Here is a 17,563-nt window from a genome sequence, read left to right as displayed (position 1 = left end):
TCGTGGTCAATACAGGCCTCCCGGTTCCGCTGAACACGCCACTCTGGGAGGCGTGCAACGAGACGCTGCACGAGACAAGGACATATGCCGATGTCGTTAACTGCACGTCCTCCTCCGGAGACGGCCGGGTGACGCTCACCTTTGCCGAGGGGCACGCGCCCGAGGTGACGCTGCGTCCGGTCAGGGTCGCCGTCTCCGCCCGTTGACGGCGGATTTCCGGCAGGAATCCCAGGAAACGCGCGCATTTTGCGCCGGATGCTGCACGTAGGTTTATACTTCATCAGTGCAAACACTGACACGGATCCGTTTTTTGAGGGGATCGCGTATCGCGTGAACCTCGTGGCGAGAACTGCCGGATTACGGAATGCGCCGACTATGAACCTGAAGGGCTGGATAGAACGTGACGGAATGCGCCTCACCCCCGCCGATGTGGAGCGGATGCTCGAAGACGAACCTGAGGCCCTTTCCCGGTGCGGCGGCGAGTTCCTGCTCACCTACGGTGACTGCACCGCCCGCGACGCCTTCGGGATCATGCCCGGCCCGGTCCCGCCCGGAACCATCTGTTGCGACGGACGGGAGGTGGCCCGGATAGTCCCCGATCCGGCGCCCTGCACCCTTGAGGAGGCGATCGTCACCGCGGTCAACCTCAGGAGCGACGAGGGCGCGGTGGCGTTCTCCGGCGGCGTCGACTCCGCTCTCGTCGCCCACCTCGCCCGCCTCCCCTGCGTGGCGGTGGGGCTCGAAGGGTCGCACGACGTCAGGCGGGCCGCCGCAGCCGCCCGGATGATGGAGCTCGACCTCGATATTGTCACGCCGACAGAGGAAGAGGTCGCGGAGGCGCTCGCCCGGGTCGTCCGGGTCATCCCCGACCCGACGAACCCCCTCGAGGCCTCGATCGCGACGACTCTCTCCTTCGTCGCCGCGTGGGCGGAAGAGCGCGGCCATACCCGGATCCTCGCCGGGCAGGGGGCGGACGAGCTCTTCGGCGGCTACGCCCGCTACCTCACCTCCCCCGACCTCGCGGCGGAACTCGAACGGGACTTCGCCGACCTCGCCCGCCAGAGAACGCGGGATCAGGCGGTGGCGGGGCTTCACGGGGCATACTTCTCGATGCCCTACCTCGACATCCGGGTGGTGCGCGCCACCCGGGCAATCCCGGCCGCCGAGCGGGTGCGCGGCGGGGTGAGAAAACACCCCCTGCGCGAGGTCGCAGAACACCACATTCCCGCCGAAATCGCCCGGGCCGAGAAGAAAGCGATGCAATACGGGAGCGGGATCTGGAGAGCGATGCAACGGCTCGCACGTGACAATGGTTATAAAAAGTCGGTACAAGGGTACTTAACGGAGATCAGTAGGGCGGAACATGATTACTGAGAGCGATATTGAACATATAGCAGAACTTGCGGATATCGGCATTTCAAAAGACGAGGTGCCGGAGTTCACCACCCAGTTCAACGCGATCCTCGACTACTTCGAGGTTCTCGACACCGTCGAGGGAGAAAGCGCCCCGGACGCCGGGGCTGTGAACGTATTCCGGGACGACGAGCCGCGGCCCGGTCTCTCGCAGGAAGAGGCACTCGCGAACGCAGGGTCGACCGAGAACGGGTTCATCAAGGCGCCGAGGGTGATGTGAGTGGCGGGAACCCTCGAATTCTCGCCGGACGACCGGTACAACGCCTTCATCACCACCTGCAGTAGAGCGCCGTTCACCGACGGGGCACTCGCCGGCACCGCCGTCGCGGTCAAGGACAATATATCCACGAAGGGCATCCAGACCACCTGCGCATCGAAGATCCTCGAAGGCTACGTCCCGCCGTATGACGCTTACGTCGTGGAACTCCTCCGGCAGGCTGGAGCCGCGATCGTCGGCAAGACCAACATGGACGAGTTCGGGATGGGCACCACCACCGAGACGAGCGCGTTCGGCCCCACCCAAAACCCAGCGGACCCGTCAAGGGTGCCCGGCGGGTCGTCCGGCGGGAGCGCCGCCGCCGTCGCCGCGGGCCTCGTCCCGATGGCACTCGGCACCGATACCGGCGGCTCGATCCGGTGCCCCGCGGCGTTCTGCGGGATCGTAGGGCTCAAACCCACCTACGGCCGGGTCTCCCGCTACGGCCTCATCGCCTACGCGAACTCCCTCGAACAGATCGGGCCGATGGCACGGACGGTCGAAGACGTATCGAAGTTGATGTCGGTGATCGCGCGCTATGACCCCCGCGACTCGACGATGCTCGACCGTCCGTACGACCACCGGCCGTCGACCGAGATCAAAGGGCTCCGGGTCGGGATACCGGAGGAGTACTTCGGCGAAGGCGTCGACCCCCGTGTAGGAGAGAGGGTCAGGGACGCCATCGGGGTTCTCGAAGGGCTCGGGGCAGAGACCGTCCCGGTGAGCATCCCCGGGATGCAGCACGCGCTCGCGGCCTACTACGTCATCTGCACGAGCGAAGCCTCCTCGAACCTCGCCCGGTTCGACGGCGTCCGCTACGGCCCGGCGGTCGATACCAGGAAGTCCTGGCACGAGGCCTATCAGGACCTGCGGCAGGAGATGTTCGGCACCGAGGTTCGGCGCCGGATCATGCTAGGAACCTTCGCCCTCTCGGCAGGCTACGCCGGCCGGTACTACGCGAAAGCGCAGGTAGCCCGCCGCAATATCAGAGAGGACTTCGAACGGGCCCTTCGGGAAGCGGACGTCATCGCCGGCCCGACGATGCCGACGACGGCCTTCCGCCTCGGCGAGAAGTCCGATCCGCTCTCGATGTACCTCTCCGACATCCTCACGGTGCCGGCGAACCTCGCCGGCATCCCGGCGATATCCGTCCCGTGCGGCAGAGTTGACGGCCTCCCGGTGGGGCTCCAGTTGATGGGACGGCAGTTCGAGGACGAGCGCGTCGTCGATGCTGCGTTTGCTTACGAGCAGGAGGTGAGGGCATGAAGACGATCGTCGGGCTCGAGATCCACGTCCAGCTCTCGACCGCGACAAAACTCTTCTGCGGGTGCTCGACCGACTACCGCGACGACGAGCCGAACACCCACTGCTGTCCGGTCTGTCTCGCCCTGCCCGGAGCGCTCCCGCGCCTGAACAAAAAAGCGGTCGATTACGGCCTGAAGGTTGCAAAGGCCCTCGACATGAAAGTCCTGGAAGAGTCGGAGTTCGCCCGGAAGAACTATTTCTATCCCGACCTCCCGAAAGCCTACCAGATCACGCAGTACGACAAACCGCTCGCGGTCGAAGGGACGGTCGAGATCGAGGACGACGAGGGGCACGAGAAGATCGTCCGGATCACCCGGGTGCACCTCGAAGAGGATCCGGGGAGGCTCGTCCACGTCGCGGGCGGCTCGAAGTACTCGCTCGTCGACTACAACCGATCGGGTATCCCGCTCCTTGAGATCGTCACCGAACCGGACATGCGCTCCCCGCAGGAGGCACGCCGGTTCCTCAACAAACTCCGGACGATCCTCGAGTATCTCGGTGTCTTCGACGGCGACCGGGAAGGCGGCCTCCGTGTGGACGCAAACATCTCCCTCGAAGGCTCCGAACGGGTCGAGGTCAAGAACATCTCCTCCTACAAGGGCGTCGAGAAGGCCCTCACGTTCGAGGTGACCCGGCAGAAGAACCTGCTCCGGCGCGGCCAGAAGGTGACGCGAGAGACCCGGCACTTCATGGAAGGGCGCGGGATCACCACCTCCGCCCGCAGCAAGGAGGAGGAGCACGACTACCGCTACTTCCCCGAGCCCGATCTCCGACCGCTCCGGGTCGCTGACCGGGTCGCGGCGATCGACCTCCCCGAACTGCCCGTCGCCCGGAAGAACCGGTTCGTAGCGCAGTACGGCATATCGCTCAACCACGCCCGGACGCTGACCGGCGACCCAAAACTCGCCGACTTCTACGAGCGCGTTGCATCCGTCGACCCGGTTCTCGCTGCCACCTGGGTGGCCGACACACTGCTTGGAGAACTCAACTACCGCGACATGGGTATCGCCGTCGTCCCGGCCGACCGCATCGCGGAACTCCTCGCGCTTCTGCGGACGGAGACGATCACCGATAAGGCCGGTGTCCAGGTGCTCAGAGAGATGCTCGATGCCTGCGCCGCCGGCAAGCCCTGCGAGCCTCCCGCTGTCATCGTGGAGCGCGAAGGGCTCGCCAGGGCCACAGGAGACGAGTTCACACAGGTCGTCGAGAAGGCGGTCGCCGCGAACCCCCGGGCCGTGGAGGACTACCGGGCCGGCAAGAAGGGAGCCCTGAACTTCCTCGTGGGGCAGGTGATGAAAGAAACCCGCGGCCGGGCGGATCCGCGGGAACTCGGCCGCATCGTATCCGAGTATATTGATACAGGCGGGGTGTAATCCGCAGTGCATTTAATCATCGCAGAGAAGAACATCTCGGCAAACCGGATCGCGCAGATCCTCGCCGGCAACGAAAAAGTGAGAGCGACAAAGGACGGGAGCGTATCCGCCTACTCCTTCGACACGAAGACGGTGGTCGGCCTCAAAGGGCACGTGGTGGAGGTGGACTTCGAACCGGGCTACACCAACTGGCGGAGCGAGACCCATACACCGCGAACCCTCATCGACGCGGGCATCATCAAGAAGCCGACCGAGAAGAAGATCGTCAACCTCATTCAGAAACTCTCGAAGAAAGCGGATCTCGTCACCATTGCCACCGATTACGATACGGAAGGAGAACTGATCGGCAAAGAGGCCTACGAGCTCGTCCGTGCGGTGAACCCCAACGTCAGGATCAACCGTGCCCGGTTCTCCGCGATAACCCCTGCGGAGATCCGCACCGCGTTTGAGAACCTGACCGACCTCGACTTCGACCTCGCGGCCGCAGGGGAGGCCCGCCAGACGGTCGACCTGATGTGGGGGGCGGCGCTGACCCGGTTCATCAGCCTCGCGGCACGCCGGGGCGGCACGAACATCCTCTCCGTCGGCCGGGTCCAGAGCCCGACGCTCGCCATGATCGTCGAGCGGGAGCGCGAGATCGAGAGCTTCGTCCCCCAGACCTACTGGATGCTCTCGCTCGATACCGAGAAGGACGGCGTAACGATCGAGGCGCGGCATACCGCCGGGCGATTCACCGACCACGAAGCAGCCCTCGCCGCGGAGGCAGGGACGAAGGAGCCGCTCGTCGTCACGGACGTGAAAGAGGGGCAGAAGACCGACCGGGCGCCGACGCCGTTCGACACCACGACCTTCATCGTCGCGGCGAGCCGCCTGGGGCTCTCGGCGGCGAACGCGATGCGGATCGCCGAAGACCTCTACATGAACGGGTACATCTCCTACCCGAGAACCGACAACACGGTCTACCCGAAGTCGCTGAACCTGAACGCGATCCTCAATACCCTCAAAGGAGGAGTCTTCGATAAGGACGTCGCCTGGGTGCAGCAGAACCGGCGGCCCGTCCCGACCCGGGGCAAGAAGGAGAGCACCGACCACCCGCCGATTCACCCGACAGGCTCCGCGACCCGCGAGGCTCTCGGGCAGGACCGGTGGAAGGTCTACGAGCTCGTCGTGCGGAGATTCCTCGCGACCCTCTCTCCCGACGCGAACTGGGCGACCACCAGGTGCACCTTCGACGCGTCCGGCGAGTCCTACAAGGCCACGGGCGGCAGGCTCCTCTATGCCGGGTGGCGCCGGATCTACCCCTACTCGGAGGCGAAAGAGAACATCCTCCCGGTGCTTGCCCCGGGTGAACGGCTGCCGATCAAGAAGGTGAACCTCGAGGAGAAGGAGACACAGCCGCCGGCGCGCTACTCCCAGAGCCGGCTCATCCAGGTGATGGAGGAACTCGGCCTCGGCACGAAGAGCACCCGGCACGAGGTGATCGGCAAACTCGTCTCCCGCCGCTACGTGGAGGGCAACCCGCTCCGCCCGACGCTCGTTGGCCGGGCGGTCATCGACGCGCTCGACAACCACGCCGAGACGATCACGGAGCCGGAGATGACCCGGACGCTCGAAGAGCACATGCAACTCATCAAGCAGAGCCGGCGCTCCCGCGACGACGTCGTCACCGAGTCCCGCGAGATGCTCCATCGGGTCTTCGACAAACTCGAGGCGCACAAGTCGGAGATCGGCACCGAGATCATGGAGCAGACGGCAGAAGAGCATACCCTCGGCCCCTGCCCCGCCTGCGGCCACGATCTCCGGATCCGGCATATCGGCGTCTCCCAGTTCATCGGCTGCACCGGCTACCCCGAGTGCCGGTTCAACATCAGCCTGCCCGGCAGCACCTGGGGCAAGGCAATCCGGGTCGAAGCGACCTGTCCGGAGCACAACCTCTCCCACGTCCGCCTGATCCGGAAAGGCGCCCGCCCATGGGACATCGGCTGTCCACTCTGCAGCCATATCGCCTCGAACGTCGAGGCGCTCCGGATGATGCCCTCGATGACCGACGACCTCATGCAGCGCCTGCACGCGCACCACATCTACACGGTCTCCGAGATCGCGGGCATGCAGCCTGAAGACCTCGCGAAAGCCGTCGACGTCGAGACAAAAGAGGCCGCAGAGCTCGCGAGAGAGGCAGAGGATGCGCTCGAGGTTCTCCGGCGCCGTTCGGAACTCAGGAAATTCGTCCGGAAGATCGTGCCCCCGAGGAAGGGCCGGAGCCACGCGAAGATCATCCGAAACCTTCTCGAACAGGGGATCGGCGATATCCACGCGCTCTCGCTGGCCGACGTTGCGGCGATCAAGAAGGCCGGGATCCCGGAGGCTACCGGAACCGAACTCCTGGACGCGGCCCGCGGCCTCTGCAACGAGCGCGCCCTCCGGGAGGCCGGAGTTCCCGCGGTCAGCCTGAAGAAGTACCAGGCAGGCGGCGTCGCGACTCCCGACGACTTCTGTTACCTCCCCATCCCCTACCTTGCAAGCAAAACCGGCATTAACCCGGAAACCGTACATAAACATGTGGATCTGGTCTGCAGGCACCTCGGGCGCCCTGCCCCCCAGAAGATCTCCAGGACGGTCTTTGAGCGCGGGCGCAAAGAACTCCTGGAGGTCCCCGGGCTCGGTGAGGCGACCGTGGACAGGCTCTACCTTGCAGGCATCTATGACGCCGCAACGCTCCGTGTTGCCGACCCGGAGAAGGTCTCCTCTATCACCGGCATCCCGAAGGCCAGACTCCGCGACTACATCGGCCACCTGAAGTGACACCATGCACGCGAACTGGAAGACCTGGGCACACGTAACGAAACTTGACCCCGATAAACGCCTCCCGAAAGGAGTCGTCGAGGAGATCGCGACGAGCGGAACCGACGCCCTGATGCTCTCGGGCACGCTGAACGTGACGCGGGAGAACCTCCACGAACTCCTGGATCTGGTCTCCTCCTATGGGGTGCCGCTGGTGGTGGAACCAGCGAGCCCCGACTGCGCCATCTTTGATAGGGGGATCGACCACCTCTTCGTGCCGAGCGTATTGAACACGAACGACGTCCGCTGGGTCGTCGGGAAGCACTACGCCTGGCTGCGCCACACGAGCAGCATCGACTGGGATATGGTGGTGCCCGAGGCCTACATCGTCCTCAACCCGAACTCGGCCGTCGGCCGGGTGACGGGGGCAGACTGCAGCCTCTCGGCCGGGGACGTGGCCGCGTTCGCAGAGGTCGCGGACCGCTATTTCCGGTTCCCGATCGTCTACATCGAGTACAGCGGAACCTATGGGGATCCTGCAATCGTGCAGGCGGCATCCGAGGCTGTCGAGCACGCCACCCTCTACTACGGCGGCGGGATCCGTTCGGCCGAGCAGGCGGCGGAGATGGGCCGTTATGCCGACACGATCGTCGTGGGGAACGCGGTCTACGAGGAAGGGATCGACGTGCTCCGGGCGACGGTCCGGGCGGTACAGTGAGGCATGCCCGAGATCTCAATCGTCCTGATCGAACCCCTCTATGAGGGAAACGTCGGGTTTACCGCCCGGGTGATGAAGAACTTCGGGTTCACCCGGCTGGTTCTCGTCAACCCCTGTGCGCTCGGCGACGACGCGATCATGCGCGCCTCCCACGCCCGCGACGTCCTCGAGGGCGCCCAGCGGATGACGGTCGAGGAGGTCTATAACGAGTTCGACTTTGTCGTCGCGACGACCGGCGAGGTGAGCAAGTCGGTCTGCACCCCGATGCGGATGCCCTACTACGCGCCGGCGGAGGTCAGGGAGATCGTCGGCGATATCGACGGCACGGTCGCGATCCTCTTCGGCCGGGAGAACTGGGGGCTCGCGAACACAGAACTTAAGCGCGCAAACCTCATCTGCACCATCCCGACCTCGGAGATCTATCCTATCCTCAACCTCTCTCACGCGGTCGGCATCCTCTGCTACGAGCTTGCGAACCTGCCGCGCGGGACCTACCCGCTCGCAAGCCCCGTCGAGATGGATTCGCTCTACCGGCACATCGACGCGTTCCTGAACCGTATCGACCACCCGGACTTCAAGCGGGAGAACACGATGACCCTGATCCGTCGAGTGCTCGGCCGGACGAAACTGACCATCCGCGAGGCGAGCACGCTTCACGGGCTGATGCGCCGGACGGAGTGGCATCTCGAAAACAAAGAATAGTTTGCGGGAGAGATATATTGGAATGATTCTTGTCGACTGGCAGATAGAAGACCGCATCAGGCGCGGGCACATCGGGGTTGATCCCTTCGAACCCTCCCTGATCCAGCCAAATTCCCTGGATATCAGGCTCGGTTCGCACTTTGTCTGGTACGTTCCGGGAGAGAGCGTGATCGACCCCTACGACAGCGAGACCGTCTGCGCCGAGACCGAAGAGATGGTGGCCGACTCGATCGTCCTCGCACCGGGTCGGTTCCTCCTCGCCGAGACGCTCGAGGCGATCGAACTCCCCGACGACATCGTTGCGAGCATCGAGGGGAAGAGCAGCATCGCGCGTCTCGGGGTCGAACTCCACCAGACGGGAGGCTGGATCGACGCAGGCTTTCGGGGGACGATCACGCTCGAGATGTGCAACGTGAACTCCCGGCCGGTCAAGGTCTACGCGGGGATGCCGATCGGGCAACTGGTCTTCTACAGAACAGATCGCGCCGCGCGCCCCTACAACATGAAGCAGGACGCGAAGTACATGGATCAGCGGCAGGCGACCCTCTCCCGCTACCACGAGAACGCGCGCCGCGCAGAGGAGTGATGCCGGGAATCCGGTGAAACTCGACGCCTCCGCCCATACCGCGGCAGGAGCGGCGACCCGGGGCACGTGCCCCCCGCCCGCCGAGCGTCATGCACTATATAGCAGGAAAACAGATATTGAACGATTCAACTGGGGATACCAATGCGACTTCTTCTGATCCACTCTGATCATATCGAATACGAGGCCCGGAAGAAGACGAAGGTCGCCGAAGAGGATGCCGTCCCAAAGGACGCCCTTGATGAGGCGCTTGCCGTCTTCTGCGCGGTTGAGTCTGTCGACGAGGAGAACATCGAGGATGCCGTCAGGCAGGCGGCCGACGAGATCGTTACCACTGCCCGGCAGCTCGGCACCACCAATATCATGATCTACCCCTATGCCCACCTCTCCTCCGACCTTGCATCGCCGGATGCAGCGGTGAGCGCTCTTAAGGGTATCCAGGATATTCTCAACGGTACGGACGGTTTCGTCGTGAAACGTGCGCCGTTCGGCTGGTATAAGGCATTCTCGCTCTCCTGCAAGGGCCACCCGCTCTCCGAACTCTCGCGGACGATCGTCCCGGGAGAAGGGGCGGCCGCGCCGAAGAAGGAGATCGAGCACGAGTTCTTCGTCATCACCCCTGAAGGTGACCGCAAAGACGCAGCCGACTACGCGAAGGAGGAGACGCCCTTCGCCGCCCTGATCCGGAAGGAACTAGGGTACCCGGGGCCGGAAGGGGCCGAGCCGGTTCACGTCGACCTGATGCGTGCGAAGGAGCTCGTGGAGTACGAACCACGCGCGGATGTTGGAAACCACCGCTGGATGCCCCGGGGCAAGCTGATCCGCGACCTTCTCTCCGACTACGTCCTCACACAGGTGCTCGACTACGGCGGGATGCCGGTCGAGACCCCGGTGATGTACGACCTCGGCGATAAGGCGATCGCGGAGCACGCGGCCAAGTTCGGGGAGCGGCAGTACCGGTTCAAGAGCGGCAACCGCGACATGATGCTCCGGTTCGCGGCGTGTTTCGGGATGTTCTCGATCATGCACGACATGCATATCTCGCCGAACACCCTCCCGCTGAAACTCTACGAACTCTCGACCTACTCGTTCCGCCACGAGCAGAAGGGCGAGGTTATCGGCCTGAAGCGTCTGCGCGCATTCACGATGCCCGACATGCACACCCTCTGCCGCGACGCAGACGGCGCGCTCACGGCGTTCGAGGAGCAGCTCGCGATAGGCTGGAAGACCGGCGAGGATCTCGAGACCCCGCTCGTCGGGGTCTTCCGGTGCACCCGCGACTTCTTCGACCAGTATGAACTCTGGGTGAAGGGGATCGTCGCGAAGTCTGGCGTGCCGATGCTGATTGAGGTTCTCTCGGAGCGGACTCACTACTGGATAGCAAAGGTCGACCTCGCGGCGATCGATGCACAGGGGAGACCCATCGAGAACCCGACCGTCCAGATCGACGTGGAGAGCGCCGACCGGTTCGATATCAAGTACTACGCACCGGACGGAACGGAGGTTCATCCCCCGATCCTCCACTGCTCGCCGACGGGCTCGATCGAGCGGGTGATCTGCGCGATGCTCGAGGGCACCGCGGCACAGGAGGTTCCCTCGTTCCCAACCTGGCTCGCCCCGACCCAGGTCAGGCTGGTGCCGGTGGCGGAGCGGCATGTCTGTTTCGCGGAAGAGATCGGCACCCGGCTGAACGCGGCCGGTATCCGGGCGGATGTCGACGACCGGGACGAGAGCGTGAACAAGAAGATCCGCGAGGCCGGGATGGACTGGGTGCCCTACGTCGCAGTGATCGGCGACCAGGAAGCCGAGACCGGCCGGCTCATGATCACCATCCGGAAACTCTCGGAGAAGAAGAAGCCCTACAAGGAGACGATGACCGAGAGCGAACTCGTCCAGGCGGTCAAACTCGAAACCGCCGGAAAGCCCTTCCGGCCGCTCTACACGCCGAAGCTTCTCTCGCGGAAGCCCCGGTTTATTTAATCTCTTTTTTTAGATTTTCTTCTGCACAGTGTCCTGCAGTTCAGGATTCTTTCCAACTGCATGCTTTTTCAATGAGGGTTAACCAGGCAGAGGCTGCTCAAACCTCCACTGATCGTGGTTTGGTTCAGTGGAGCAAGGTCAGGAGGCAGGTGGCTGTGATTGCTAATGCAACGGTATAAGGAGGGGTTCATTGCAGTGGACCGTGGGGACTACGCACCTTCGGTGCTCGTGCTCCTGCCCCCGCACCTCCGGTGCTCGAACTCCGTTCCAGAGGAATGTCGCACCTTCGGCCAGTCGCATATCGCCATCGGGGGTGGGGCTGACGGGGAGGGGGGAGCATCCCCCCTCCCCTGTCTCCACATACGAGGGAATTCCTGTAACCCCCACTCGAAGACCTTCGGTCTTCTCAAGCTCCGGACGTCCCGTCCGTCACACCCCGCCCGGTCTCCGGCCTCCTCCTCCGCACCTGCGGTGCTCATGCTCCGGCCCCATGGCCCGTCGCACCCCGCCCCAGGGGGCGGGGGCAGTCCATGGCGATAGGCGATGGTTCGGAGAACCGGAGCTAGAGCACCGAAGGTGCGAAGCCGGTGGAAAGCCGTTTACGGTTTGTGACATTTCTGACAACAGTAGGGCGGGAACCCAATGTTTGACATCGTCAGTTTGACCACTCATCCTCCCATCCCCAAACCATCCCCCACCACGCCTTGCCACCACCCTACCAAACCCCGCCCCTGACAAGGTTTAAAAGCCTCAAATACTACTGTCCCACCGGTGCATAAAGTCATGGACACCGAAGAATACCGTTCCATCATATCGAATGCCATCGACCGCGAGATCGAGGCATACACCTTCTACCGCACAGTCAAGGAGAAGGTCACGGACGAGAACCTGAAAAACCTCTTCAACGAGCTCGCCGGGGAGGAGAGCAAACACCGAAAGACCCTCGAAGCCCTTCTCACGAAGGAACCGGGGAAACTCGCGTTCAACACAAAGCGGGACTACAAAGTTGCCGATGCCCTGGAGACGCCACCGCTCTCGGCCGACTTAAAGCCGCTCGACGGCCTCGTCATCGCAATCAGAAAAGAACTCGACGCAATGCAGATGTACACCCAGCTCGCGGGCCTCAGCGTTGACCCGGATCAGATCGAACTCTTCGAGAGCCTCGCCTCAATGGAGCGGGGCCACAAGGCGCGCCTCGAGGACATCTACACCAACATGGCGTTTCCGGAAGCCTGGTAAGGTGGGGTTTCGCGGCTCCGCCACTTTTTTTATCGCACGATGAGGGGAGAGATTGATGAAAAAAAGGGTTCAGGCTCTTCCCCTGCATCAGTCGACAGGGCAGTATGCGCCTTTGTAGAACCAGTTCCGGTAGACGATCGGGGTGATGAGCGTGGTCAGCAGGCTCATCAAGACAACCACCACGAAGACGCTCTGGCCGATCAGCCCCGACTCGAGCCCGATCAGCGCGACGATCATCGCCACCTCGCCCCGCGGGGCCATCCCGAACCCGATGATAAGGGAGTCCTCACGGCACATCCCCATCGCCCGGGCAGGGAGAGCACACCCGAGGACCTTGGTGACGATGGCGATCAGGGTCAGCACCAGGAGGAAGAGGACCATGTCGGATGTGAGCGCACGGATGTCCGCGAGGATTCCGAGCGATACGAAGAAGATCGAGGCGAAGACGATCTGGAAGTATTCGGCGCCCTCGTGGACGCCCTTACTCTGCCGGAGCTCGACGCCGGCAAAGGCAACCCCGGCAAGGAACGCACCGATGATGCCCGATAAGCCCACCAGGTCGGCGAGCATCGCATACAGGAACGCCACCATCATGGCGAAGATGAAGACGAATTCCGGATATTTCCGCGCCAGAGGAGTTGCGTCCATTCGCTCGATGACCTTTCGGATGCCGAAGTACCCGACGGCGCCGGCGACGACGATGAATCCAACGGCCTTGCCGAGCATCACGCCGACCGATACCGCCGAGATATCCCCGCTCACCACCAGATCGGTGGAGACGGCAAGCACCAGGAGGGAGAGGACGTCGTCGATGACCGCGGCACCGATGATTGCCTTCGCTGCCGGGGTCTGGAGCACGCCGATCTCCTTGAGAACGTTTGCGGTTATGGCGATACTCGTCGCTGTCAGCGCCGTGCCGATGAAGACCGCGCTCGCGAAGTCGAACCCGAAGAAGACGGCAGTGGCGTAACCGCCTATCCACGGGACGACCACGCCGACAAGGCCGATGACGCCGTAGCGCGGATCGAGGATATCCCTGATGTTAAATTCGAAGCCTATGACGAAGAGGAGGATGATTGCTCCGAGATGCGCCAGGGTCGCGACGAAGTCCGTGTAGGTGATCAGGCCGAGCACGCTCGGTCCGACCAGAACCCCCACAAGAATCGCCCCGATCGTCGCCGACTGGTTGATACGGGATGCCACGAGGTAGCCGGCGAGCGCGAGGAAGAGGAGGAGGCTCATCTGGATCTCAATTGCTAGGGCAGCGCTTTCCATGGTCACCCATGATCTGGGAGGGAGCCCTTAAGAAGTACGTGGAACACCGGTGAGTTGCAGGGCGATCCGGGACGGCTTCTCCGCCGCGCCGGAGATTCCACTGCCGATACGGGTCTCAGAGACCCCCCCCACTACCGGACGAACCCGCTCCTCCCGGCATACCGGGCCGTATCCCCGGCCGCCTCTTCGATCCGGATGAGCTGGTTGTACTTCTCCACCCGCTCGCCCCGTGCGGGTGCACCGGTCTTGAGGTGGCCTGTCTGCATGGCGACGGTGAAGTCGGCGATGAACGTATCGGCGGTCTCGCCGCTCCGGTGGGAGACCATCGCGCCCCAGTGCTGCTGCTGCGCGAGATGCACCGCGGCGATCGTCTCGGTCACCGTCCCGATCTGGTTGGGCTTGATCAGGACGGCGTTGGCAGCCCCCTTCCGGATACCCATATCGATCCGATCGACGTTCGTGACGAAGAGGTCGTCGCCGACGAGTTCCACCCGATCGCCGATCGTTCTGGTCAGCAGCCTCCAGCCGTCCCAGTCGTCCTCGGCAAGGCCGTCCTCGATGACGATGATCGGGTATGCCGCCACAAGGTCGCGGTATCGGTCCACCATCTCGGCAGCGGTCAGGGTCAGCCCTTCTGTCCTGAGCATATAGACGTCGTCGTTGTAGAACGCACTCGACGCCGGATCGAGGGCGATCCCGATCTCCTCGCCGGGCGCATACCCGGCACGTTCGATTGCCTCCACGATCAGATCGAGCGGCTCGGTGTTCGTGGAGACTGCAGGGGCAAACCCGCCTTCGTCGCCGACGCCGGTCGTGTAGCCCCGCGCCTTGAGGATATCTTTGAGCGCATGGTAGGTCTCGCTCCCCCACCGGACCGCTTCCGCGACGCCTGGAGCGCCGTAGGGAGCGATCATGTACTCCTGGAAGTCCGGGCCCTGCCAGTTGGCATGAACCCCTCCGTTGAGGATGTTCATCATGGGGACGGGAAGGAGCGGTTTAAACGGGTCTCCCAGGTACTCCCAGAGCCAGAGATCCTCTGCGGCGGCGGCAGCCCGGGCGACGGCCATGGAGACCGCAAGCGTGGCGTTGGCACCCAGGTTCCGCTTGTTCGGCGTTCCGTCGAGATTGGAGAGGGTCTCGTCCACCGCCGCCTGCTCACGGGCGTCCATGCCCTGCAGGGTAGTGGCGATCTCGCCGTTGACCCGGGCGACGGGTCTCTGCACCCCTTTACCGCCGTAACGGTCTTTTACGCCGTCCCGGATCTCGACGGCTTCGTGCTTGCCGGTCGATGCGCCGGACGGGGTCGCGGCACGCCCGGACGCCCCGCCGGCGAGTGTGACATCCGCTTCGACGGTCGGGTTCCCCCGCGAGTCCAGTATCTCGCGGGCATGGATTGATCGTATCCTCGTATCGGTCATACTCGATGGCACCGGGGGGCGGGAGGGTATCGAGCGCAAAAAAGGTATCGACGGCACCGGGCTCGTCCGGGCGGTGGCGGCAGCATGGGCCGACATCGCGTTGCCGTTTGCGATGAACCCGATTGGCCGTTCTCGTTCGTCGTCGGAGAAGATCGAGGCACAGGGCAGGTATGCGAAGTTCTGGTGCGACACAAAAGGGACCGGCAGCGGTGCGGGTGATGCTCTCCTCTCACCACGGCCGACCACAGTGCAGGCAGCGATCCCTGTGCATGCTGAGGACATGTCCGCACTCCGGGCATGTCCAGCGGATCTTCTCCCGTTCGACGAACTCCACGACTCCCCGCTCCCGTATCTCGCGCAGGTTGTCGAGCACGCTCGTCCGGTATTTCATGTAGCGCTTGTCCAGGCGTTTCAGCCGCGTACAGGGATATCCAGCGCATTCGTAGCAGTACTCACCCGTACGGTCTTCGCACTGCCGGAGTTTGCACCGGGCGCAATACGCGTTCAGGCTGCCGGCATCCTCCGTCCGGCAGCCCGGGCATCTGTTCTTCTCCCGCAGGTAGCCGATGCAGAGCCCGCAGTCTATACCGCAGGGGGCGATCAGGAGAGGAGAGAGATGGGTCATTTTCGTATGCTCACCGTACGCCGGGAAATCCCTTCCGATCGCACCGCCGGTGGGATGAGGGTGACTCCGAAATACTCGCATGGAAGTAAGAGACGCAAAAGGAGGGCCGGACGAACGTAATACCCCCGGGCGGATTCGAACCGCCGTCGCCGGATCCAAAGTCCTGCATGATTGACCACTACACTACGGGGGTGCGAGAGAAACGAACTCGAACCGCCGATACCGCAGGTATCAGCTCTTATATTTTATGTACCCCGGGATTATATCGGTTTGGTCGCGGGCGGACGGGATGGCCGGGAAGGGGGGGGCGGCCAACCCGTTGCCGCTCACGTCCGATCGAAGTCGTCCTCGAACCGGATGATGTCGTCCTCGCCGGTGTACTCCCCGATCTGAACCTCGATCAGTTCGAGCGGCAGGAGGCCGGGGTTCGCAAGCCGGTGAACCGTTCCCGCAGGGACGAATGTCGACTCGCCGTTTCGGAGGAGGGAGGTCTCGCCCCCGATCGTCACCTCGGCGCACCCGGTGACGACCACCCAGTGCTCGGAGCGGTGATGATGCATCTGGAGGGAGAGGCGGCGATTCGGAGGGACGGTGACCCGCTTGATCTTATAGGACTGCCCCTCCTCGAGGTTCGTGTAGGAGCCCCAGGGCCGGTGGACCTGCGTGTGGAAGAGGGCACGCGAATCCCCCTTCTCGCGGAGGGCTTTTGCGATCTCGCCCACCCGCTGGGCCTCGTCACGGGCGGCGACCAGGATCGCATCCTTCGTCTCGACGATGGCAAGGTTGTGAACCCCGACGGTGGCAATCAACCGGTCGGCGATGATCAGGTTCTCGGAGGAGTCGATCCCGATATGCTCGCCCCTGACGGCGTTACCGCTCCCGTTCTTTTTAAGGGCGGTGTAAAGTGCGTCGAAGTTCCCCACGTCGCTCCAGTCGCATTCAAGCGGCACGACCGCCGCCTTCCGGGTCTTCTCCATGATCCCGTAGTCGATGGAGAGGGCGGGGACTGCACCGTACGCCTCATCGAGGGGCTGCTCGAACGCCCGGGCCACCTCCGGTGCGCACGTCTCGCACTCGGCAAGGAAGAGGGCGGCATTGAAACAGAACATGCCGGAGTTCCAGAGGTAGCCGTCGGCGACGTACCGCCCGGCGGTCTCGATATCGGGCTTCTCGACGAAGGCGTCCACGAGCGAGCCGTCGCCGAGAGGCTCGCCGGGCCGGATATAGCCGTATCCGGTGTGCGGCGAGGTCGGCCGCACCCCGAAGACAACCAGATAGTCCTTGCTAAGCCGCTCCGCCCGGCGGAATGCATCCTGGAACGGACCGGGCGCGGTGATCAGGTGATCGGAAGGGAGAACCGCGACCGTGTCCGGCCCGTCCCGGGTGATCTCGCGGGCGCCGTAGTAGATCGCCGGCAGGGTGTTCTTGCCCACCGGCTCCACGAGGACGCGGCAGTCGCACCTGATGGCGGCAAGTTGGTCCCTGACCAGGAACCGGTGATCGCTGTTCGTGACGATGGCGATCTCCTGCGGCGAGGAGAAGAGGAGCGCCCTCTTCACGGTCTTCTGGAAGAGAGACTCGTCGTCGACGAGCGGGATGAACTGTTTCGGATACTGTTCCCTTGAGAGAGGGAAGAGGCGGGTGCCGCTCCCGCCTGCAAGTATGAGCGTCTTCATGGGATCGACTCCGTGCCGGAGGGCACTCGATTGTATACTCTATGCGGCAGGGAGAATAAAAACGTAAGGTTCTCCGGGAGTTCGGACGAACCCGGCGATCTCGTGATGCCGACCGGGAGTCGGGCGGGGGTGCATGGGGTTGCACCATACGGCAAACCGTATCGCACCCGACAGTGTATCGGCCCCGAGCACCCCGGAAAAATGAGTGAGTCCGATCGA

Annotated in this window: 15 protein-coding genes and 1 tRNA gene; 11 read left to right on the top strand and 5 right to left on the bottom strand. The window is 63.6% G+C overall.

The window, feature by feature from the left end; translation table 11 throughout:
- The first annotated feature begins 2 nt into the window (after window positions 1-2).
- The 11 genes from MCUHO_RS12350 (at window position 3) to MCUHO_RS06045 (ending at window position 12,350) form a co-directional block, all read left to right on the top strand.
- The gene (locus tag MCUHO_RS12350; RefSeq protein WP_084385948.1) at window positions 3-206 is read left to right on the top strand and encodes a hypothetical protein; all 204 of its coding nucleotides are present in this window, start codon (window positions 3-5) and stop codon (window positions 204-206) included.
- 169 nt (window positions 207-375) lie between these two features.
- Window positions 376-1,374 carry an asparagine synthase C-terminal domain-containing protein gene (locus MCUHO_RS06090; RefSeq protein ID WP_067075237.1) on the top strand — a complete coding sequence of 333 codons (999 nt, stop codon included), beginning with the start codon at window positions 376-378 and terminating at the stop codon, window positions 1,372-1,374.
- Window positions 1,364-1,633 (top strand): Asp-tRNA(Asn)/Glu-tRNA(Gln) amidotransferase subunit GatC, encoded by a 270-nt coding sequence (gene gatC / locus MCUHO_RS06085; protein ID WP_011843617.1) that lies wholly within the window; start codon window positions 1,364-1,366, stop codon window positions 1,631-1,633. The genes MCUHO_RS06090 and gatC overlap by 11 nt, the downstream gene beginning before the upstream one ends.
- A complete protein-coding gene (gene gatA, locus MCUHO_RS06080) occupies window positions 1,634-2,935 on the top strand; it encodes an Asp-tRNA(Asn)/Glu-tRNA(Gln) amidotransferase subunit GatA (RefSeq protein WP_067075234.1) in 1,302 nt (433 codons plus the stop codon).
- The gene (gene gatB, locus MCUHO_RS06075; RefSeq protein ID WP_067075231.1) at window positions 2,932-4,347 is read left to right on the top strand and encodes an Asp-tRNA(Asn)/Glu-tRNA(Gln) amidotransferase subunit GatB; all 1,416 of its coding nucleotides are present in this window, start codon (window positions 2,932-2,934) and stop codon (window positions 4,345-4,347) included. The genes gatA and gatB overlap by 4 nt, the downstream gene beginning before the upstream one ends.
- Before the next feature lie 6 nt (window positions 4,348-4,353).
- A complete protein-coding gene (locus tag MCUHO_RS06070) occupies window positions 4,354-7,149 on the top strand; it encodes a DNA topoisomerase I (protein WP_067075228.1) in 2,796 nt (931 codons plus the stop codon).
- Window positions 7,150-7,153: 4 nt separating this feature from the next.
- Window positions 7,154-7,846, top strand: a complete 693-nt coding sequence (locus MCUHO_RS06065) for a phosphoglycerol geranylgeranyltransferase (protein ID WP_067075225.1) — start codon at window positions 7,154-7,156, stop codon at window positions 7,844-7,846.
- A 3-nt stretch (window positions 7,847-7,849) separates the two neighbouring features.
- On the top strand, window positions 7,850-8,548 hold the full coding sequence (locus MCUHO_RS06060; RefSeq protein ID WP_067075222.1) for an RNA methyltransferase: 699 nt from the start codon (window positions 7,850-7,852) through the stop codon (window positions 8,546-8,548).
- 22 nt (window positions 8,549-8,570) lie between these two features.
- Entirely contained in the window at window positions 8,571-9,134 is a 564-nt protein-coding gene (gene dcd / locus MCUHO_RS06055) for a dCTP deaminase (protein WP_067075219.1), read from the top strand.
- Between the two features lie 141 nt (window positions 9,135-9,275).
- A complete protein-coding gene (locus tag MCUHO_RS06050) occupies window positions 9,276-11,111 on the top strand; it encodes a threonine--tRNA ligase (protein WP_067075216.1) in 1,836 nt (611 codons plus the stop codon).
- A 783-nt stretch (window positions 11,112-11,894) separates the two neighbouring features.
- Entirely contained in the window at window positions 11,895-12,350 is a 456-nt protein-coding gene (locus MCUHO_RS06045) for a ferritin-like domain-containing protein (RefSeq protein WP_067075213.1), read from the top strand.
- Between the two features lie 87 nt (window positions 12,351-12,437).
- Here MCUHO_RS06045 and MCUHO_RS06040 read toward each other — a convergent pair whose 3' ends face one another.
- The 5 genes from MCUHO_RS06040 to MCUHO_RS06020 form a co-directional block, all read right to left on the bottom strand.
- A complete protein-coding gene (locus tag MCUHO_RS06040) occupies window positions 12,438-13,625 on the bottom strand; it encodes a cation:proton antiporter (RefSeq protein ID WP_067075210.1) in 1,188 nt (395 codons plus the stop codon).
- A 131-nt stretch (window positions 13,626-13,756) separates the two neighbouring features.
- Window positions 13,757-15,043, bottom strand: coding sequence for a phosphopyruvate hydratase (eno, locus tag MCUHO_RS06035; protein ID WP_067075208.1), 1,287 nt, complete (start codon window positions 15,041-15,043; stop codon window positions 13,757-13,759).
- A gap of 229 nt (window positions 15,044-15,272) precedes the next feature.
- Window positions 15,273-15,668, bottom strand: a complete 396-nt coding sequence (locus MCUHO_RS06030) for a DUF3795 domain-containing protein (RefSeq protein WP_067075206.1) — start codon at window positions 15,666-15,668, stop codon at window positions 15,273-15,275.
- 120 nt (window positions 15,669-15,788) lie between these two features.
- Window positions 15,789-15,861, bottom strand: a tRNA-Gln gene (locus MCUHO_RS06025).
- Between the two features lie 133 nt (window positions 15,862-15,994).
- Entirely contained in the window at window positions 15,995-17,344 is a 1,350-nt protein-coding gene (locus MCUHO_RS06020; protein ID WP_067075204.1) for a mannose-1-phosphate guanylyltransferase/mannose-6-phosphate isomerase, read from the bottom strand.
- Window positions 17,345-17,563: the final 219 nt, after the last annotated feature.

The organism is Methanoculleus horonobensis, from assembly GCF_001602375.1.
Lineage (GTDB): Archaea > Halobacteriota > Methanomicrobia > Methanomicrobiales > Methanoculleaceae > Methanoculleus > Methanoculleus horonobensis.
The sequence above is the reverse complement of the archived record's forward strand: the minus strand, read 5'-3'. Positions and strand labels throughout refer to the sequence as shown.